The sequence below is a fragment of the Paenibacillus odorifer genome, from assembly GCF_000758725.1.
GTDB classification, from domain to species: Bacteria; Bacillota; Bacilli; order Paenibacillales; family Paenibacillaceae; genus Paenibacillus_AQ; species Paenibacillus_AQ odorifer.
This window is the reverse complement of record NZ_CP009428.1, coordinates 4704805-4725570: the sequence shown is the minus strand read 5'-3', so window position 1 is coordinate 4725570 and position 20766 is coordinate 4704805. Positions and strand designations below refer to the sequence as shown.

Genomic DNA, 20766 nt, shown 5'->3' with positions numbered 1-20766 from the left:
ACTTGCTCGCGCAATTGTCCGTGAAGTGCAGGTGTAATATGAGAGCTGTCGATATTATTCAGAAAAAAAGAGATGGCGGAGAGCTGAGTCGTGAGGAAATTTCCTTTCTAATTCAGGGCTATAGTAAAGGTGAAGTGCCTGATTATCAGCTCTCTGCTTGGGCAATGGCTGTTTATTTTCAAGGCATGAACGCGCGGGAAACCGGCGATCTAACGATGGAAATGGCGATGTCCGGCGATCAAGTAGATCTTAGCCCAATCGCAGGTATTAAAGTCGATAAACACTCCACAGGCGGAGTGGGCGATAAAACAACTGTAGTATTGGCACCCTTGGTAGCTTCTGCTGGAGTACCGGTAGCGAAGATGTCCGGTCGTGGACTTGGGCACACTGGAGGCACGCTCGATAAGCTGGAGTCAATCAGTGGTTTCTCTATCGAGATGGCTCGTGAGCGTTTCTTTGACCAAGTAGGGGAGATCGGGGCTGCCGTGATCGGTCAGTCGGGCAACATTACACCCGCAGACAAAAAGCTGTATGCCCTTCGGGATGTAACTGCAACAGTTGAATCCATCCCCCTTATTGCAAGCTCTGTGATGAGCAAGAAGATTGCAGCAGGTGCGGATGCGATCGTGTTGGATGTCAAAACAGGCAGCGGTGCTTTTATGAAGACGCTGGATGATTCTATAGCACTCGCTCAGGCGATGGTTGACATTGGAACGCATCTGGGTCGCAATACCGTTGCAATCATCAGTGATATGGACCAGCCGCTTGGTTACGGGATCGGAAATGCGTTGGAAATTAAGGAAGGAATCGAGACCTTGAAGGGTCATGGTCCAAAGGATCTACAGGAGGTCTGTCTTATTCTGGGCAGCCAGATGCTTGTTCTTGGCGGCAAAGCCAAGGATGAAGCGGAGGCACGTTCGATTCTTATGACGCATATTGAAGATGGCAGTGCGCTAGAGAAGTTCAAACAAATCGTGAAGGCACAAGGTGGAGATGTATCGCAAATTGATTCTCCGGAGAAGCTCCCTACTGCTAAGCGATTCATTGAAGTGAAGGCGAAAACGAAGGGGTTCATAGAAGGTATTCAGGCCGAGGAAATTGGCGTTGCGGCTATGCTGCTTGGAGCTGGACGTGAAACTAAGGAATCTGTAATCGATCTGGCTGTGGGGATTCAACTCTCCAAAAAGGTTGGAGATGCTGTAGAGATTGGCGAGACGCTTGCAGTCTTGCATATCAACGATGCCAGTGAGAAGAAAGTTGAGGAAGCTGAAGGTAAGGTGTTAGAAGCCTACCGTATCACTTCTGAACCTGTTCCTGCCCAACCTTTGGTATTTGCACTTGTTACTAAAGATGGGGTAACACGGTACTAGTCAAGGTAATATAAATATTGTCATGGCTATGGCCGTAAACAGACAACAAAGCAGCGATCCTCCCATAACGGGAAGGTCGCTGCTTTGCGTTTTGCTCAATGGTGCAATATTTATAACTGATTATTGATCTTATTGAAAATCTGCGAAGCCCCGCTGCTTGTATTACATAATACGACCACAGTCTCGCCACTAGCTGGATAAATAGCCGACCGGAAGGAAACACCGGGATCATAGCCCATAATGTGAAATTTGAACACTTTTTCTTCGCGGAGGGTAATCCATACACCATAACCATAATAGCCTTCGCCATCCACATGTACATGGGGAGTAAGCAATAATGAAGTGATTACTGGACTCAATAATGTATGGTTCATTAACCCGATCCAGAATAGCTGCAGGTCGGGGGCAGTGACGAAAGCTCCACCGTCAGCGCCTCCTTTTACCGGGATTGAGTAGATGTTGGTTCTCCAGTTCCCGTTCTCTTCCTCTATGTATCCTAGTGCACAGTTGGCAGGTAAGGCATCTAACGTGAAGTAACCGGATTGCTCCATTCCGCAAGGCTTAAAGATGTGATGCTCTACATAATCGGAAAAAGACATTTCACTCAGTTCCTCCACCAGAAGGCCTAGCACGATATAGCCGGCATTGTTGTAGTGGAAACGTTCGCCCGGGGTCCACATCATGGGAAGGGTTCGGAACATCGGCACAAAATCCTCAAGCTGTCGCAAGGTGTACATAGGCCGTGCCTTCCACAGGTCCTCGAAATCATCCATAATTGTTTCATCAAAATAATCCGGAATACCAGAGCTATGCGTAAGTAGCTGATGAATGGTGATGTCAGGACTAAAGAGAGGGAACTCTACCTTTTTAAGATAATCTATTAGTCTACTTTCAAAAGAAATCAATCCCTGATCGACCAGCTGGCAGACAGCAATCGCGGTAAATATTTTACATCCGGAAGCAATGCCGAACCGGGTATGAATATTGTTTTCGCGCTTATCCGACTTATTGGCATAACCGTAACAGCTGCTGCTGACTTCTTTATCATGTTGTTGTACCAGCACTACACCAGAGAAATTGTTCTGTGTAGCTTCTGCTTCAATACAATCTGCAAGGTGGTTCATCTGTATATTCACTCCTCTATAAGCAGTTAAGTTCTTAAATAGCATTCGTTAAAATATTCCATTTTCCTTTAAAGTGAATACGAAAAAATTGGAAATACTTAAAATTTGAAATAATTTTTGATCTCCCCTATAATAAAAATGCTCTGCAACTACTGCTGGGCTTTTTTTAATTGACAACAACATTACTTCTTGGGATAAATTATTATAGTTATTTACTTAGAAATGGAATAATTTCCACCCTTTCTGACGAAACTGGAACACAGTACCTGTGATATGAAGGTTAACGTTCAGGAGGGGAACCATTGTGAGAAAAATGCGTTTTGCTGTGCTTGTGCTCTGTATCGTTGTGTCGGTTCTAGGACCGATGTCAGGTGCTTATGCTGAGGAAAAAAGCAAGGATTCTGGCAGTAATGCTGCCGCTGTAGATCTTGCGCCTGGTGCGCGTTCTGCGATTTTGATGGATGCAGGCACCGGCACTATTATTTATGAAAAGAACAGCCATGATAAGCTGCCTCCCGCAAGTATTACGAAGATTATGACGATGCTGCTTACGGTGGAAGCACTGGATGAAGGAAGACTGCAACTGACGGATAAGGTGCGCACGAGTGAATATGCCGCGTCGATGGGCGGATCGCAAATTTTCCTGGAGCCTGGTGAAGAAATGTCGGTGGATGAGATGCTCAAAGGCATCGCTATGGCCTCCGGTAATGATGCATCTGTGGCGATGGCAGAGAAAATAGCGGGTTCGGAGAGCGCTTTTGTCGATCTGATGAATAAAAGAGCGGAAGAGCTGGGTCTGAAAGATACCCACTTTGCCAATTGCAACGGTCTTCCAGCTGCTAATCACTATTCCTCAGCCTACGATATTGCGGTAATTAGCCGGGAGCTTTTAAAGCATGATAGAATTATCAAATATACCGGTTCCTATCAGGATTATCTGCGTAAGGATTCCACCAAACCATTCTGGTTGGTAAACACGAACAAGCTTGTACGTTTCTATACAGGCGCTGATGGACTGAAAACAGGATATACCGCTGAAGCAAAATTCTGCTTATCCGCTACGGCTGCAAGAGACGGTCTGCGTGCTGTTGCTGTTGTGCTGGGTGAGCCGAACACGAAGACACGTAACAGTGAAGTGTCGGGCATGTTTGACTATCTCTTTTCGCAATATAAGATCCACACTATTCACAAAGAAGGGGACGCTATTGGTACCCTTAAGATTGAGAAGGGTGTGAAGTCCGAGCTGCCGATTACGGCGAAAGAGACGTATAGTGTTCTTTTGAAAAAAGGTGTGACGCAAGAAGGCATTCGTCACGAACTAGTACTTCCAGAAAGCGTGAAGGCACCAGTGGCTGAAGGCCAGTCCATAGGCAAGCTGGTTGTCTACCAAGGAACCCAAGTGATTAAAGAGTATGAACTTAAAGCAGGGGAAGCTGTGGCAAAAGCAGGCTGGTGGAAGCTCTTTAAACGTACAACAGGCTCGATGTTCGGCATGGATTAAAAAGAGCTTTTTTGTAGATTGCGCCCATGTGCTTTGTAGATTCATAGGGGTTTTCTTCTAGTTTTGTCGTGAGGCAGGATTCCTGATTTGCCACGTAGAAACCTTGTCCTTGAAGAGAATGGGTACTGTCTCTTAAGGCCAAGTTTTCAAAGCAACGAAGAGGAGAGTGGCAAGCATGAATTCTAATGTGGAAATGGAGCATCACAGGGGTGTGCTGATTGTCCGTTTATCTGGGGAACTCGATCATCATGCCGCCGATTTTGTAAGAATGGATATGGATGAAGCGATTATGCGGGGTCAGGTATCGCATTTGATCCTTAGTCTTAAGCATCTGCAGTTTATGGACAGTTCGGGTCTCGGCGTAATTCTGGGAAGGTATAAACTGATCCATAGTAAAGGCGGCAAAATGGTGGTGTGTGATGCAACGGCACCTGTGAAGCGACTTCTGGAAATGTCAGGCCTGTTCAAGATCATGCCCCTATATGACGACGAGAGTACTGCACTCTCGGATTTGGAGGTTGCGTTATGACAAATGGTAAGGCTGGTAACTTCATGAACGTGCAGTTCGCTGCACTCTCGGAGAACGAATCATTCGCGCGTGTAGTTGTAGCGGCGTTCGTTTCTAGGCTTGATCCTACAATGGACGAGCTGAATGATCTGAAGACAGTCGTGTCGGAGGCGGTCACCAATTGTATTATTCATGGGTATGATAGTGATCCGGAAGGTATTGTGACTATTTCAGCTTCGCTGGACAACGAAACGGTACATTTAACCATTGAGGATCAGGGACGGGGCATTGAGGATTTGGAGCTGGCACAACAGCCGCTATATACCTCAAAGCCAGAGCTGGAGCGGTCGGGCATGGGCTTTACCATTATGGAGAATTTCATGGATGAATTTGAAGTCACTAGTGAACCGGGACACGGCACTTCGATCTCAATGAAGAAAACCATCGTTTCGAAAAAAGCTTTATACAATTAGGGGTTGGAGCCATGGATGCAGAGTCAAAAAAAGCTCCGCCGACCTATTTGGACGATGCGGAGGTCAAACGTCTTATCGCGCTCAGTCAGGCCGGAGATAATCTTGCCCGGGACACACTAGTTAGCTGCAATATCCGGTTGGTCTGGTCGGTAGTGCAGCGGTTTATGAACCGCGGGTATGAACCTGACGATTTGTTCCAGATCGGTTGCATCGGGCTCTTGAAGTCCGTTGATAAGTTCGACCTCAGCTATGAGGTCAAATTCTCCACTTATGCCGTGCCGATGATCATTGGCGAGATTCAGCGTTTCCTTCGCGACGATGGAACCTTGAAAGTTAGCCGTTCTCTTAAGGAGATGGCTAATAAGGTCCGCAAGATGAAGGATGAAATGTCTAAGACGCTGGACCGTCTGCCTACCATCGGTGAAGTTGCTGAGGCACTGGGAGTTACCCCTGAAGAAGTGGTATTTGCTCAGGAAGCTAACAAGCCACCGACCTCGATTCATGAGACTGTGTTCGAGAATGATGGCGACCCGATCACACTGATTGATCAAATCGCTGACGAATCACAGGAACGCTGGTTTGATAAGCTGGCACTGAATGAGGCTATCGGAGGTCTCAGCGAGCGTGAACGGCTGATTGTTTATCTTCGATATTACCGTGACCAAACGCAGTCAGAGGTTGCTAGTCGCCTTGGGATTTCTCAAGTGCAGGTATCCCGGCTGGAGAAGAAAATATTGCAGAATATCCGCGAGCAGATTGCTCAGTAGATAATGGCTAAAATGTAAAGACGCTTGTGAAATAGCGAATAGGAAGAAAAAGCCGCCCCGAAAAGGGGGGGCTTTTTATGTGGAGGGAATCTCAATATGCATTCACTTGGTGACAAGGATATGACCTCATGGTCTATTGACATGGAAGCGAATTTGCTGACAATGTCGAATGTTTTGGAGAATTGGGTGGACTGTTCAGATCATGCTTTACCGCATAACCCCAATTTTTTACGTGAATATGTGTACGGTGAGGATCTTGAACGGTTTGATGCGTATATAGATAAATTATACTCTGGTCACCTATGTAATCTTGAGTATCGTATGCAGTTACCTGCAAAAGCGCTGAAGTGGGTTCAAAGTATAGGCACGCCCGTTTTTAATCAAGAGCATAAGGTTTGTAGAATAGATGGCGTAATCATAGATATCACGGAACAAAAAAATGCTCAAGCCCAGTTAGAGAATAGCTTTTCTCTGTATCAGCAGATGTTTGCTACGATCGATGTGGCGATTTGGTCTTACGATTACGTATCACGGAAAATGTTATTCATATCGGATGCCATTTTCAATATCACGGGATATTCACCAGAACAGGCGAAGGAAGATGACTTTTGGCTAAGAATTGCTCCTAAAGAAGAGCGGCCTTTAATTCAAGAGATTATAACTACAGTGGGGCAAGGAATAAGCAATCTTAGTGAATATCGGATCATCCATGCCAGCGGTGAACTCCGATGGGTCCAAGTCAGGATCATTCCCAGTATGGATGAGACAGGGGCAGTGGTACGGCTCAATGGGATCTTAATCGACCATACGGAAAAAAAGCAGATGCAAGAGGTTCTATTAAAAAGCGAGCAGCGCTACAAATCCCTGTTTGACCATAACCCAGATATCGTGTGTGAATTGGATCTGCAGGGCAGCATTGTAGCTATCAATCCAGCGGCAGATCAAATTACTGGAGAAGCTTTTAATAGATTCGGAGAAAACTTATCCATTGTGAATTTATTTGGTGCAGAGAATTCGCATATGATGTCTGATTATTTTGAGAAAACGGTTGGCGGAGTTCTGCAGCATTACACGGTTACTTCTGTCCGCGAGAATGGATTAGTTAACCATTGGTCGATGAAAAACATCCCTGTACATGAAAACAATCAAATTGTGGGTACCTTTGTTATCGCAAGAGATATCACTGCATCTGTGGAGGTGGAAAAGCGGCTGGCTCAGCGGGAGGCGGAGTACAGGCTTATTACAGAGAATATGGAGGATATGATTGGGGTTCTGGATCAGCAAGGGAACTTCATTATTGCTTCGTCCTCTTGTGAGAAAATTATTGGTCTTCCTGTTGGTTCAATAAAGAACACAACCATTTTGGAGTATATTCATCCTGATGAACAAGAAGTGTTGCGGGAACAGATCTTGGATATTTTTCGGACAAAAGTATGTAAGATGTTTTACAATCGGTTTATTCACATCAAAGGTCACATTATAGATCTGGAATGCTTGGGTACACCTGTTCTTGGTGAGGATGGAGAAGTAGTTAGTATTGTGATTGTAGCGAGAGACATTACAAAAAGGGTCCAGATGGAGAGTGAACTTAGAGAAAGCGAGGAACTCAATCGGCTGCTTATTGATATGTCACCTGAAGCGGTAGTACTCCATAGTGAATATAAATTCCTTTATGTGAATTTTTCCTGTTTAGGATTGTTTGGAGTTTGCAGTGAGGATCAATTGATTGGCACCTCTATTTTTAATTGGGCCCACCCAGACTATATAACGCTGGCTAGAGATCGGATGCGTGAAATCTATTATGGACCCAATCGGATATTAGCTCCTATTGAACAAAAGGTCGTGCGGTCAGATGGATCTATTATCGATGTAGAAGTAACAGCTAGCTCAATTCTATATAAGGGTAAGGTTGCATGTATCTCTATCTTTAGGGATATCAGTGATCGGAAAAAAATTGAGGTGGAAAGACAGCTTACAGAGCAGATCATTCGGAACAGCGAGGAAAGGTATTTCAACTTACAGATGAGTCTTGATCAATTCTCGCAAGATTTGTTTGGTGCGATGAAGATCAGTCACATGGAACAACGATTACTAAAAGAAGTTAGAGAAGTCTTGCGGGTTACCAATATTTGTATGGTTGAAGTTGAAGATAACCATGATAAAATATGCGAGATTATTGAGACAGAGCGGGGCTATTCACTTAAGATCGGAGAGTTCCGAAGAAAAAGCTATATTCTATCCATTAATGAGAAGTCTATTTTATTAGAAATAAGTTCTGTTCGAGTGTGGCTGAAGACGATTACCCGTTATGTTAGTGTGTTATTTGATAATTTTTTGCTCATAGAAGATCTAACTAAGGACCTTGAGTTAGCGGCTTCCGAGCAAGCTCCGACATGGTTACTACGCTTTATGTTTAATTTATCCGAGAATGAACGCAAACGGCTTGCTCAAGATTTACATGATTCAGCACTTCAAGAACAGATCATCTGGTATCGTAAGCTTGATAATTTTTTAAGTGATAAATCCGTTACGGGGGAACTAAAGGAGCAGTTAGAACAGATCACAGAAGGTTTACTCGATGTTATCTATGAACTGCGGATTATCTGCAATGAGCTTAGGCCACCAGCATTAATCAATGAGGGGCTTGCTTCCTCACTTGAGACATTGTTTGAATTTGCTCAGTTGCGGAACGACTATCAGATATATTTTGAGTCAAACGCTTTCAGGCATAAGTTAAAAGACGAGATTCTAATAGGTCTGTACCGTATTGTGCAGGAACTTTTGGCTAATGCAGCTAAACATTCCTGTGCCACAGAAGTACGTATCTCCTTAGCTAGTGAAGGGCAACAGGTGCTTTTGGATTATGAAGATAACGGAATTGGAATGAGCCTTTTAGGAGAGGATTCTATTAAGAGTATGGGGATTTATGGGATGAAAGAAAGGGTTCGCAGTATGGATGGGACCATACGATTTCTTTCGCCAGAGAATAAGGGATTAGCTGTCTTTATATCCATACCTGCAGATTAATCATGGGGCATAATAAGGGGATAGGGGTGTATTAGGCATGATTCAAATTTTGTTAGTGGACGACCATCCCTCTGTCATGGAAGGGACTAAGATGATACTGGAACAAGAGGGAGATATGAAGGTTACCCTAGCCAATTCAGCCCATGAGGCGCTTAACATGGTGGGTAGCCATACGTTTGACGTGATGTTGTTTGATCTTCATATCGCTGATGGGAATGGGATTGATTTGGCGAAGGAAGTCTTAAAAATAAACGCAGACGCGATTATCTTAATCTATACCGGATACGAAATTACTAACAAATTTAACTTGATGATTGAATCGGGTCTGTTTGGGTTTATTTCAAAAACGACCAATAGAGAGCAGTTGGTTGCAGCAGTGCGTTGTGCTTTAAGGGGAGATGTCATTTTGCCTCATACCCTAGTTAAACAGTTAAGAAAAGTATCATCTAAAGGAATGGAGATTAATGTTGACCAAGCAAACCCGAAGATAAGCAAAAAAGAGTATGAAATGCTGACAGAGATTGCAAAAGGAAAAAGCAACAAGGAAATAGCAGAGATTGTACTTATGAGTCAACGATCGCTGGAATACAGTTTAACGAGTCTGTTCCAGAAGCTAAATGTGAAATCAAGAATTGAAGCGGCAATAAAAGCTAAACGACTGGGCATATTGAAGGAGTCCGATTTCAACAATTCACTATGAAAATTCGTAACAAACAAATAGATCAAAATCCCATTCACGGTTCTGTGAGGCGGGATTTTTTGGTCTGCGCTTTTTTTGCGGGATGACGCAATATTTTTGCGTGGTCGCGCTATTTTTTTTCGGTTACCTTAATCTGCTTACCGTATATGATGAAATAGTTCCTAAGAATTACTAAAAAATGACTAACGCCAATGAGGGGCTGAAGAAAATGAAGTGGTTTTATAATTTAAGAACAGCAGTGAAGTTAATCTCCGCATTTCTGTTAGTATCCGCAATATTGTGCTTTGTAGGATTCTATGGAATTACGAATTTGAGTAAGATGGACCGCTCTATCGTGGACATGTATGAAAACCGCTTAACACCTATAGCTTATCTGGGAGAAGCGAATGAACTATTTTTAACAAATAGAATCAATATCCGTGATATAAACACGATGGCTAAAACAGTGGCAGAAAAGAAAGAATACGAAGATAAAATACATAAAAACGTTCAAAGTATTGAAGAGATCATGGGTAAATATAGCAAGACTGCGTTGAGAGCTGAAGAATTAGCCATAATGAAGGATTATCCTGAGATCTGGAAACGGTATATCACAAGCCTGGATGAGGCTATTGAATTAAATAATACAAATATTAGTAATGAGAAATATACAAATTTTTTGCTTGTAAGTGATTTGCAAACAGCTACAACAGAGCTGACTGACTTTCTGCAAAATTTAATAGACATCAATATGAAGCAGGCTCAAGGTTCGATTGTTAATGCCAATGACCTTTATCAGTCCTCTCGTTTGATTACGTTTAGCGTTACTATTGTTGCGCTGCTCATCAGTATTGGTCTGGGTCTTCTAATATCGCAGATCATAGCACGGCCTCTAAATCAAGTAATGCGCCTGCTAGGTAAAGTGGCTAATGGTGATTTAAGCGAAACGTCGAATCTGGAATCTAAGGACGAGATTGGAATGCTAGCTTATTCTGTTAATGAAATGGTTCTGAACCTAAGACGAACTGTGAGCGGCATTTCTTCTTCTGCGGAAAGTGTCTCAGCTGCTGCACAGCAAATCTCAGCAAGTACAGAGGAAGTAGCTAGTGGAAGTATGAGTCAAGCTAGTGCAGCACAAACGATGAATGAGTTGTTCCGAGAATTATCTGCGGCGATTAATTCAGTAGCCCAGAGTGCTGAACAGGCCTCTGAGCTTTCAGATCAAACGATGCGTATAGCTCAAGATGGAGGGATCGTGGTTAAGAACTCCGTACAAGGAATGGCAGTACTGGATACTCAAATGTCTAGACTTGCGGAAGATTCCGATAAGATTGGTGAGATTATTGCGGTGATTGAAGATATTGCCCAACAGACAAATCTGCTAGCCCTGAACGCAGCGATAGAAGCGGCCCGCGCAGGTGAACAAGGTCGAGGTTTTGCCGTTGTTGCGAATGAAGTAAGAAAGTTAGCTGAGCGGAGCAGTGGGGCTACGAAACAAATCACGGGCATTATCAAAGAAATGCAGAAGAATACGCAGCATAGTGTAAATGCTGTAGTAGAAGGAGTAGCTTTTTCACAAAAAAATGGAGAAGCCTTTGAACATATCCTTACGATGGTGAACGATACCGCTCATAAAGTAACAGAAATTGCGGCTGCCAGTGAAGAACAGGCGGCACAATCATCTGAGGTGATGTTCTCAATTGAGAGCATATCCGCCGCAACTGAAGAAATGGCGGCAAGCAGCAGTGAAACGGCAACGACGGCCAATGCTTTGGCTCAGCTAGCAGAAGAGTTAAATAGTCTGGTATCAATTTTTAAAGTTAAATAAACAGTGTCAGGGGTATTATCATTGATAGGAGAGGAGAAGTAGTGCAAAAAATAAAGGTGCTCGTTGTAGCTGCTTCAGTAACCATGCGTAAACAGATCTCGAACCTAATTTCGGAGGACTCAACCCTCGAGGTCATTGGAGTAGCTCGAAATGCATCCGAAGCGATCAGCATGGTTCAAAAACTCAGGCCCGATGTCGTGGCTATAGATATAGAAATGCCGGAATTGAACGGTTTGGTAGCACTCACAAGCATAATGTCACAGCGGCCAACACCTATACTTATCCTGAGCTCAGCTACAAAGGAAGGTATAACTGCAACCATTACTGCTCTACAAAATGGTGCAGTAGATTTCATCTCCAAGCCAGCTCAATCTTATGGACCTGGTCTATACAGCATAAAAGATGAGTTATTATTCAAAATTAAGAAAGCCGCTGAAATTCCTTTAAGAACTCTTATTCTTAACAATATAAACATCTCCAAAGTGAAAGCTCGACAAGAGAAACAAAAAAACGATAAGAGTGGATGTACAGAAGTCATTGAGCAGATCGTGGGAATTGGATGTGGAGTAGGAGGGCCGAAGGCATTAGAAATCTTAATTACCTCACTTCCAGCGAGCTTCCCGTATCCCCTGCTAATTGTGCAACATATGCCGCCTAAGTACACAAAAGCATTGGCGGAACGACTGAATCGGTTCTCAAGTGTACGGGTGGTGGAAGCCAAGGACAAGCAATCGGTGCTCGGGGGAACCGTCTATATCGCTCCAGGTAATTTTCATATGACCATCATTCAGGAGGGGCAAGATCTCAGAATAAAACTTATGAAAAAGCCTGCAGTGAATGGGCACTGTCCTTCGGTCGATGTCTTGTTTGGGTCTATATCTGCATTAACTGGTCTACAGCAGCATTTAATCCTAATGACCGGAATGGGAAATGATGGCGCTAAAGGGATGCTAGCTGCCAAACATGCTGGTGCCCAATCAACGCTTGTAGAATCGCAAGAAACTTCTATTGAAAGTGAAATGCCTGAAGCAGCGGCGAAGCTGGGTTGTGTGGATTACGAGCTGCCCTCGCATTTGTTAGCCTCGAAGATTATGGAGGTTACGGGGGAGCTGAGATACCGAAGGGACACATTTCCATCAGTTTGAACGGTCTTATTTTACTTCTGAAAAAGCGTTGGCAGGATAAAATCCGCCAATGCTTTTTTGTATTTCAGGTTGACACTTTCAAGTGATAACAATTATCATTTACGGAGCTAGAGTAGAGATTATGTAACTCATCGTATACAAGGAGCGAAGAAGGAGAGGTTTGCGATGACTTTAAATATATTGAATATGGAAATTCATGATCTTTTTGATCAATTTACAGAACGGATAGAGGGGCATGTTGAGCATAACCAATGGGAACAACGGCTTACTATTCCTTCACATATTGGTAAGGGAACTGTCACCCGTACACGGATTCGTCCAGGTATGGAGATTATGTATACGGACATAACTTACGAACAAGATATGAAGCTCTACATTCAAGAAGCTTGTCCGTTGTTTGAACTAAGCTATAATCTAAGCGGAGAAATCTATTGCGAATGGAACGGCAAGGAAAGTTACACGGATAAACAAATGGGCAACGTCCTTTTTCTAGAGGATGTTCAGGTGTATGAAGAGAAAAAAGCAGGTGTCCCCAATCAATTGCTGGAAATACGGTTAGCTCCTAGTGAACTGCTGAATTACGCCGGAGATTTATCGGAGACACAGCAAATGGAAACCTGGCTTAGACATCATCGTGGCAATATTGATCGTTATCCAGATACTGCGGCAATCCGAAAATGTGTCTCCGAAATAATCCACTGTACCTATCATGGAACATTGAGACGTTTATATATGGAGAGCAAAGCCCTTGAATTTATTGCTTTGTTTGGTGAGTCTGATGGTTACGGTTCTATTAGCGATAGTATGACGCTGCGGCACGATGATATTACCAATCTGAAGCGGGTACATGAATTGGTGCAAATCCATTTCGAACAACCGTTATCTATACGTGAGTTGGCTAAGCGGGTAGGTATCAACGAATTCAAGCTGAAAAAAGGCTTCCGCGAATTATTTGGCATGACGATCTTCGAGCTAGTACGTATAAAAAGGATGGAGAAAGCGCTCTGGTATATGGAGGTTGAAGGTTTGAATATAGGGAAAACAGCTGTTTCGGTCGGATATAGCAATGTCAGCAATTTCACGACGACCTTTCGTAAGCATTATGGCTGCAATCCAAGCGAATACTTAAAACGTATCGAACAACAGAGTTTGGAACGAAACAGGCTGTAGGAAGATTTGTAAATGCAGAAAGCTTAAAGCTTCAAGTGTTAGAACATAGGGTTCGGAATCGAACGTTATATTCTGTCTGCTTGAGGTTTTTTTGTGTTTGCTCCCTTATCAAGGAGTGCACCTCCCTTAACAGGTAGAGAAAAAGACCACTCTAAATGATAATAATTACATAGATTGCAGATAAAAAGGTGGTTATACAATGGAACAACAACAAGTAGATTCGCGCCGGTGGTATGCGCTGGGGGTTATTTTACTGCCAACATTACTTATTTCATTAAATACTTATATGATTCAAGTTGCGCTTCCATCTATGCAATATAGCTTGAACGCAAGCTTTTCGGAAGCACAGCTTATCGTTACCGGATTTTCGCTAGGATTAGCTGTGGCGTTGATTATTAGTGGAAAGCTTGGAGATATATACGGCAGGAAACGGATGTTGCTGATCGGGGTAAGCGGGTTTACGGTCATGGCAGTATTGGGCGGAGTGACCTCAGATCCGGCTCTTCTGATTGTTATTCGGATTGTGCAGGGATTGGCTGCGGCGCTTATTCAACCTCAGGTTCTATCTACGCTGCAGGTCAGCTTTCTGCCAAAGGAAAAAGGGCTTGTTTTCGGCATTTACGGCGCCATGATTGGTTTTGGATTTGCATTCGGATTCATCCTCGGAGGCACTATTGTGAATTGGAATCCGTTCGATCTCGGTTGGCGGACGGTGTTTTTTTTCAATGTGCCATTTGGACTTCTCGTCCTGCTGTTAATGCCGATTGTACCTGAAACACGGGCTGAGCAGGCGCACAGTATTGATTGGACTGGAAGCTTCCTTCTGCTGATCGGTTTGTTCCTGCTGATCTATCCGTTGTCAGAGGGACAAAAACAAGGGTGGCCGTTGTGGATTTTTGGCTGTCTAATGTTAGCTCTTTTCGTGTTGTTTACTTTTATCTGGGTTGAAAATCGAAAGGGAAAGCAGGGGGCGTTACCGTTAGTCGATCTGTCTATTTTCAGAGATCGAACATTTAGCGCAGGTCTGGCAACCGTTCTTGTCCTTTATCTAAGTATGTTCTCTTTCTTTTTTATTTTGAGCTATTATATGCAATTTGGTTTGCACTATAGTGTTCAAGATACGAGTATGGTTTTCTTGCCTATAGGGATAGGCTTTTTTCTGACTTCCTTAATCTCGTCTCGAATGGTCAAAAGATGGGGGATGAGTGTACTTAAGATAGGAGCGCTGATGATGGGTAGCTGTAGCCTGCTGCTTATGTTAGAGCTAAATGTGGACGTTACGAATCTGCTGGACCCCCGTAATATCCTAATATTATTGATATATGGTTTCGGTCTCGGAATGGCTACTACGCCCCTAGTTAACGTCACGCTTAGTTCAGTACCCCCAAAGATCACGGGCACGGGTTCAGGCTTGATCACTACCTTTATGTATTTTGCGAATTCGTTAGGAGTGGCGTTAATCGGTATTTTATTCTCCGCTTCGCTAAAGCATTCTCTTTTGGAAGCAGATCTAGCGGATTATGTAAGGGCGTTTTCCTTCTCATTAGCAGCAATCGGAGGACTTGCTTTTACTGGTTTTCTTTGCCTTTGTTTTTTGCGGGAGCGGAAATTATAGAGGAGGTATCCTGCTTTTTTTGCGCTGTGAGCAATCTAACAAAAGAACGCCCTTCTTAGCTTTATAGTAATACCGAGTGATTGAATTCCATTTAATGTAACTCAATCCAAACCTATCAATGAGAAGGTGCCAGGATGTCCATACTGCAAGTAGAGAATCTCTCAAAAGAATACAAAGGAAAAGGCAAAACGAATCGGTATCGAGCGCTGAACGGGATTAGTCTTACTGTGGACAGTGGCGAGTTTGTGGCGATTATGGGACCCTCGGGGAGCGGAAAAACGACATTTTTAAATATACTAAGCGGAATCGATACGGAGTATAGTGGGGTTGTAAGAATTGCAGAGACTAGTATAAGTGAGATGTCCAAGAACGAGCTTGCGCTTTTTCGCCGGCAGCGTATGGGATTCGTTTTTCAGGATTACAATCTGCTGGATAGTCTGACCCTACGGGAAAATATCATGGTGCCCATGGTGCTGGATGATCAAGAGGTAGAAGATATCAATGCCAAGACAGATGAGACGTTATCGCTATTTGATCTGGATGAGGTGAAGGACAAATATCCTTATATGGTTTCAGGGGGGCAACAGCAGCGTGCGGCGATCAGCAGGGCGATTATTAATCATCCAGATGTGATTTTTGCGGACGAGCCGACGGGGAATTTGGATTCCAAATCCTCGAGTACGGTGATGGCGACCTTCGCCAAGCTCAACACTCTAAAAGGAGCAACGATAGTGATGGTCACGCATGATCCTTTTGCGGCCAGCTATTGTAATCGCGTGCTTTTTATCAAAGATGGGAAGGCTCTACTAGAGATTGCTAGAGAGAATAAAGAGCGCAGAGCATTTTTTGATCTGATTCTGGAGAACCTGGCCTTTATTGGAGGGGGAGAAGATGACCTTTAGGAGAATGGCATTTCAGATATTTAAGGCGAATCTTAGAAGATATTTGTTGTTTTTCTTATGCAGCAGCTTTACAGTCATGATCTTTTTTACATTTTATTCGCTGTACAGTAATCCTGATTTTAATGACCCTTATCAAGTGAATGGGATGGTGTCGGGTAATTTATATGCTCCTTTTTTGGTGATAAGAGTGTTTGCTGTTCTGTTTATTGTATATGCGCAAATGGCCTTTTTGAAATTTAGAAAAAGCGACTTCGGGCTATTAATGGTACTTGGAATGACAAGCCACAATATCCGCAAAATCATTTTGTTCGAGAATAGTATGATCGCTTTAGCCTCGATTCTCACTGGTTTAGGTGCAGGGACGGTTTTCTCCGGTATTTTTTTCTTCATTGTTTCGTTGTTTGTAAATATTGGGGACAGTGCTTTTATACTGACGCCGGATAGTTATCTGTATACCATTAAATTCTTCGCGGTGATTTACATAGTTGTGATTGCAATCAATTTCCTATTCACTTTGAGATACAGCATTTTACGTCTTTTAAAAGAATCCAGAACCGCAGAACGCAACCTGATTCATGGGAAAATCACCGGAGTCATCGGAGTTTTACTGTTGGGAATCTCCGTTTATAATATGCTCACTCATTACAACCCTTCCGATGCTCGCATGATGTTAATAAATCTGGGAATTAGTATGTTGGGCGTTTATTTGCTGCTGTCAGGACTTGGGGACTGGATGAAACTTTTTATATCGCGATCAAGCAGAGCATATCACAAGCACCTGCTGTTTAGTTCCAATTTGATCTATACCCTTGGTCGCTCCAAAGTAGTGCTTTCTCTCATCACCTTTCTCGTCTTCATCACGATTTCTCTAAGCGGGATTATTTTTTATTTGACCTGGAATGCTGAGGAAATTCCGGTTGCAAACAATCCATATGATATTGCCTATTCAGAAGTATTCGGAAAAAATAGCATCTCACCAAAAATACTAAGTGAGATCACGGATCATGGCGCTACGCCGCTGCTTTCACACCAAAAGCTGGAGTATATCGACTTGTTTAATTTTAAAATATTTCTGGACCAGAATATAAACGCATTAATCGGCTCTGATTATCATGTGGAGAAAGATCACTTTCTAAATCTGGCCACAGTTGCACAAGGAGAAGAGTGGAAGAATCAAAGACCGGAAATGCCGACCTTTGACCTGACGCTTGCTTCCGGGAAGTATACGCTGTATTCACAAGGTATCCTATTTCACATGGTATTTAACCCTGTGCCGAATTTAATGAATGGTCTTCATATCATTGTAAACGAAGAGGATTATATGGCGCTGAAAGCGGAAAATAGAAAAGGGATCGGTATCCTTCAGCTCCTGAATTTTAAGGATTTGAAAAAAACTGCGGATATAGATGCTAAGTTAAATGCCGCTTTAGCCAAATATAACAAAGACAATACAGAGTCCTGGTATGGCAATGAGCGGCAAGAGGCCCTCGTATTTTCTACGAAGTCTAGAATAAGTGACTATCTACAGTTACAGGAGTCTGGCCGATTTGGAATCTTCGTAATTTCATTTGTTGGTTTAATATTTTTCGGCGCCTCCGGGATAGTGCTGCATTTCAGTATTCAGACCGATTTAGAGCGTGAGCGGATCAAATTCAGGAAGCTGAACAAGATTGGAATTACTACTAAGGACGTGGCTCGTATTATAGGCGGCCCTTTAAAAGTGCTGTTTTTTCTCCCTTATGCATTAGGTATTGCATTGTCTTCTTTTTATGTTGTCAGTTCTTCCAGGGTTGAAATGTCTACAGCTCTGGAGCCGATGTGGTTTTGTTTGTTGGTGGGCGGAGCATATCTTTTATTTCAAGTCCTTTTTTATCGTATATACACCAAAATATACACTCACAATATGCTGGCACATATTAAGCTACTCGATATTCCCTTAATAGAACAAAATGAGATTTCAATTTAATCCCAAATATGATAATATTGGTGCACAAAACGTGGGGGGATTCCATTTGAAAAAGATTTTTTCCAGAATTGCAGTCGCATTAATGATCTTGACCCTTGTTGCGATAGTCACTTGCTTTTATATTGGTGAATTCACCTATGCGTATGGATTAATTTTGGTGCTGTTTTTCGTATTTGCGGGGATGGGACAGCTCTATAAGCTTAAAAATGATGAGTATATGTACAATAAATTAAATAACACCGATGAGTATAATGAATATACTAGATGATATAAATTTAACAGAAGCTTATTATGTATAGCCAAACACCCCACTTTAGACAGTGCCTAAAGTAGGGTGTTTTTGTATGTGCCTATGTTTATTTCTTACCGTTGCGTTCAAGAATCATATCTACGAACAGATCAATCTGTGCGGTAATCGCAATCGGATCATAGCGGTAGTAGGTATCAAAATCATTGTAGAATAGATGATCGTTCTTCGCAGCATCAAGTCCGTTCCAAACTGGAGATTCCTTCAGTTCTTTCAGCTTATCTCCTTTTTTGTCAGGATCATAAGTGGTGAGGAACATGTAGTCAGCTGCATATTCTGGCAATAGCTCCATGGACAGCTGCAACGTTTGGTTGTCGTTGCTGTTTTTAGTAGGCATTTTTAGCTTCAGTGCGTTATAAAGGGCTTGTCCACCCCGGCCAGCATTATTTCCGAAGGTCCATAGCTCACCTTTATCAGTCAGCTCATAGATTCCAAAAGTATCATTTTCATTTACGACACCTTTAAGCTTCTCGCGGCCTTCAGCAGCCTTTTTCTCAAAGTCAGCAATAAATTGTTCAGCTTTGTCAGGCACACCTACAATGTCACCGAACAGTTTAACAGTTTCATAGATATTTGTAGCAGTTCCGTATGGAATATGAATGGTTGGAGCAATTTTGGATAAAGCATCGTAGTTATCATCATACATAACGACGATTAGATCAGGTGTAAGTTCCAGAGCTTTCTCGGCGTTAACTGGAGCACCGACATCTTGTGTGTTTGTGAGCAGGTCTTTCAAGAAGGGATTATCAAAGGTACTAGGTTCGACACCTACAACATTTGCTCCTACGGAGAGCAACTCCCCACCATAATAATCTGTAATAATCCGCTGTGGTTTTACAGGTATTTGCACAGTACCTTTAGTGGTTTCATAGCTACGCATTTCAGCAGCTGAAGCCTCAGGAGCAGTCGTTGGCTCAGTGCTCGGTGCTGTAGTTGCTTCTGTTGTTTCTGTTGGTTTATTAGATGAAGCATTGTTTGTTCCCCCGCAAGCTGTCACAAATACAGACAATAACATTATGAGTGCCAGGATGGGGAAGAGGGTCTTTCTTTTTAGCATGATAAACCTCCCTATATATGTGTACCAACAAATAATAATGAGAATCATTATCATTATTATTTTCAATTTGAACTTTATCAAATCCTAGAATTCCTGTCAATGCAATAAAATAAATGCCTCCTATTAAATCTATCTATTGCCAAACCTAGGAAGGCTCATTTACAATAGCATAGTGATAATGAGAATCAATTTCATAGAAATAGGGTGGCATTCATGAATCAACAGATATCTTCCAAGATTAGACCTAATAAAGGGTCAGCCATACAAGAGTTCCGTTCACGTCCTTGGGCTGCCACGTTAATCTTGGTTGGCGGTCTGGTACTATTAGCACTAGGTATCGCTGTTTCAGTCTCCTTTGGAGCGGCTGATATTAAACTTTCTGTGGTGTGGGCAGCTGTGTTTCACTTTGATCCGGAGATCATGGATCATCAGATTATTAGAGAATTACGATTACCCCGTGTACTTGGCGGGGCCATGATAGGGGCCAGCTTTGCAGTTGCGGGTGCCATTATGCAGGGAATGACCCGAAATCCACTCGCAGATTCAGGTTTGATGGGCATCAACTCAGGCGCAGGATTTGCGCTGGCGCTTTGTTTTGCATTTTTCCCGAATCTATCGTTTATGTATTTAATCCTATATTCCTTCATTGGTGCCGGAGTAGGGGCTGGGGTTGTGTATGGGGTCGGATCATTGGCCAAGGGAGGGCTGACTCCTGCTCGTCTGGTGCTGGCAGGTGCTGCTTTTAGTGCACTGCTGTCAGCGCTGAGTGAAGGGGTAGCTTTATATTTTCACATTGGGCAAGATTTGGCTTTCTGGTATGCGGGAGGCGTGGCTGGGACGAAATGGATTCAGCTTAAAGTCATGTTCCCTTGGATAGGAGCAGCGTTAATTGGGGCTATGGTAATATCCCGATCGATTACAATGCTCAGCCTAGGTGACGATGTTGCTAAAGGGCTAGGCCAGCGCACAGGGCTTGTTAAGCTGGCAGGGACTTTAATCGTATTGATTCTGGCTGGATCATCAGTTGCAGTAGTAGGAGCCGTTGGGTTCATTGGACTAATTATTCCCCATTTGACCCGTTTTTTTGTAGGTGTGGATTACAGATGGATCATTCCATGTTCAGCTATTCTTGGCAGTCTGCTTGCAGTATTTGCAGATTTAACAGCACGGATGATTAATCCCCCTAATGAAACGCCGCTTGGAGCAATTATTGCACTGATCGGTGTACCTTTCTTCCTTTATCTTGCACGTAAAGAAAGGAGGGAACTGTAATGATAGAGAAAACTTCATTCGATTCCTTCCAAGCCGCCAAAAATAAACGTGGCTT

17 protein-coding genes are annotated in these 20766 nt (G+C 43.1%); 15 read left to right on the top strand and 2 right to left on the bottom strand.

Annotation, left to right across the window (positions count from 1 at the left end; genetic code table 11):
• Positions 1-38 precede the first annotated feature (38 nt).
• The gene (locus PODO_RS20640) at positions 39-1370 is read left to right on the top strand and encodes a pyrimidine-nucleoside phosphorylase (RefSeq protein WP_036676056.1); all 1332 of its coding nucleotides are present in this window, start codon (positions 39-41) and stop codon (positions 1368-1370) included.
• 110 nt (positions 1371-1480) lie between these two features.
• On the opposite strand, the gene PODO_RS20635 is transcribed toward PODO_RS20640, so the two are convergent.
• A complete protein-coding gene (locus PODO_RS20635; RefSeq protein WP_052097210.1) occupies positions 1481-2494 on the bottom strand; it encodes a serine hydrolase domain-containing protein in 1014 nt (337 codons plus the stop codon).
• A gap of 364 nt (positions 2495-2858) precedes the next feature.
• On the opposite strand from PODO_RS20635, the gene PODO_RS20630 reads away from it, so the two are divergent.
• From PODO_RS20630 to PODO_RS20570, 13 genes are all read left to right on the top strand, one after another.
• A complete protein-coding gene (locus PODO_RS20630) occupies positions 2859-3995 on the top strand; it encodes a D-alanyl-D-alanine carboxypeptidase family protein (RefSeq protein WP_235219379.1) in 1137 nt (378 codons plus the stop codon).
• Between the two features lie 175 nt (positions 3996-4170).
• Positions 4171-4524 (top strand): anti-sigma F factor antagonist, encoded by a 354-nt coding sequence (gene spoIIAA / locus PODO_RS20625; protein WP_036676057.1) that lies wholly within the window; start codon positions 4171-4173, stop codon positions 4522-4524.
• On the top strand, positions 4521-4976 hold the full coding sequence (gene spoIIAB, locus PODO_RS20620; protein WP_036676058.1) for an anti-sigma F factor: 456 nt from the start codon (positions 4521-4523) through the stop codon (positions 4974-4976). Before spoIIAA ends, spoIIAB begins: the two co-directional genes overlap by 4 nt.
• Positions 4977-4987: 11 nt before the next feature.
• On the top strand, positions 4988-5743 hold the full coding sequence (gene sigF, locus PODO_RS20615) for an RNA polymerase sporulation sigma factor SigF (RefSeq protein WP_036676059.1): 756 nt from the start codon (positions 4988-4990) through the stop codon (positions 5741-5743).
• A gap of 96 nt (positions 5744-5839) precedes the next feature.
• Positions 5840-8770, top strand: coding sequence for a sensor histidine kinase (locus PODO_RS30135; protein ID WP_052097208.1), 2931 nt, complete (start codon positions 5840-5842; stop codon positions 8768-8770).
• A 37-nt stretch (positions 8771-8807) separates the two neighbouring features.
• Positions 8808-9470, top strand: a complete 663-nt coding sequence (locus tag PODO_RS20605) for a response regulator transcription factor (RefSeq protein ID WP_038572472.1) — start codon at positions 8808-8810, stop codon at positions 9468-9470.
• A 178-nt stretch (positions 9471-9648) separates the two neighbouring features.
• On the top strand, positions 9649-11277 hold the full coding sequence (locus PODO_RS20600) for a methyl-accepting chemotaxis protein (protein WP_244886364.1): 1629 nt from the start codon (positions 9649-9651) through the stop codon (positions 11275-11277).
• 41 nt (positions 11278-11318) lie between these two features.
• Entirely contained in the window at positions 11319-12422 is a 1104-nt protein-coding gene (gene cheB, locus PODO_RS20595; protein ID WP_038572469.1) for a chemotaxis-specific protein-glutamate methyltransferase CheB, read from the top strand.
• Positions 12423-12587: 165 nt separating this feature from the next.
• Complete coding sequence (locus PODO_RS20590) at positions 12588-13592, top strand: AraC family transcriptional regulator (protein ID WP_038572467.1); 1005 nt, start codon at positions 12588-12590, stop codon at positions 13590-13592.
• Positions 13593-13791: 199 nt separating this feature from the next.
• Positions 13792-15207 (top strand): MFS transporter, encoded by a 1416-nt coding sequence (locus tag PODO_RS20585; protein ID WP_051490900.1) that lies wholly within the window; start codon positions 13792-13794, stop codon positions 15205-15207.
• Positions 15208-15341: 134 nt separating this feature from the next.
• Complete coding sequence (locus tag PODO_RS20580) at positions 15342-16109, top strand: ABC transporter ATP-binding protein (RefSeq protein WP_036676070.1); 768 nt, start codon at positions 15342-15344, stop codon at positions 16107-16109.
• A 4-nt stretch (positions 16110-16113) separates the two neighbouring features.
• The gene (locus tag PODO_RS20575; RefSeq protein WP_169744790.1) at positions 16114-18075 is read left to right on the top strand and encodes an FtsX-like permease family protein; all 1962 of its coding nucleotides are present in this window, start codon (positions 16114-16116) and stop codon (positions 18073-18075) included.
• Between the two features lie 46 nt (positions 18076-18121).
• On the top strand, positions 18122-18343 hold the full coding sequence (locus tag PODO_RS20570; protein ID WP_036676074.1) for a hypothetical protein: 222 nt from the start codon (positions 18122-18124) through the stop codon (positions 18341-18343).
• 88 nt (positions 18344-18431) lie between these two features.
• Here the strand turns inward: PODO_RS20570 and PODO_RS20565 are convergent, their stop codons facing one another.
• The gene (locus PODO_RS20565; RefSeq protein ID WP_036676075.1) at positions 18432-19439 is read right to left on the bottom strand and encodes an ABC transporter substrate-binding protein; all 1008 of its coding nucleotides are present in this window, start codon (positions 19437-19439) and stop codon (positions 18432-18434) included.
• Positions 19440-19652: 213 nt separating this feature from the next.
• Between PODO_RS20565 and PODO_RS20560 the strand changes: the two genes are divergently transcribed.
• Entirely contained in the window at positions 19653-20711 is a 1059-nt protein-coding gene (locus PODO_RS20560) for a FecCD family ABC transporter permease (protein WP_036676077.1), read from the top strand.
• The last annotated feature ends 55 nt before the right edge of the window (positions 20712-20766 follow it).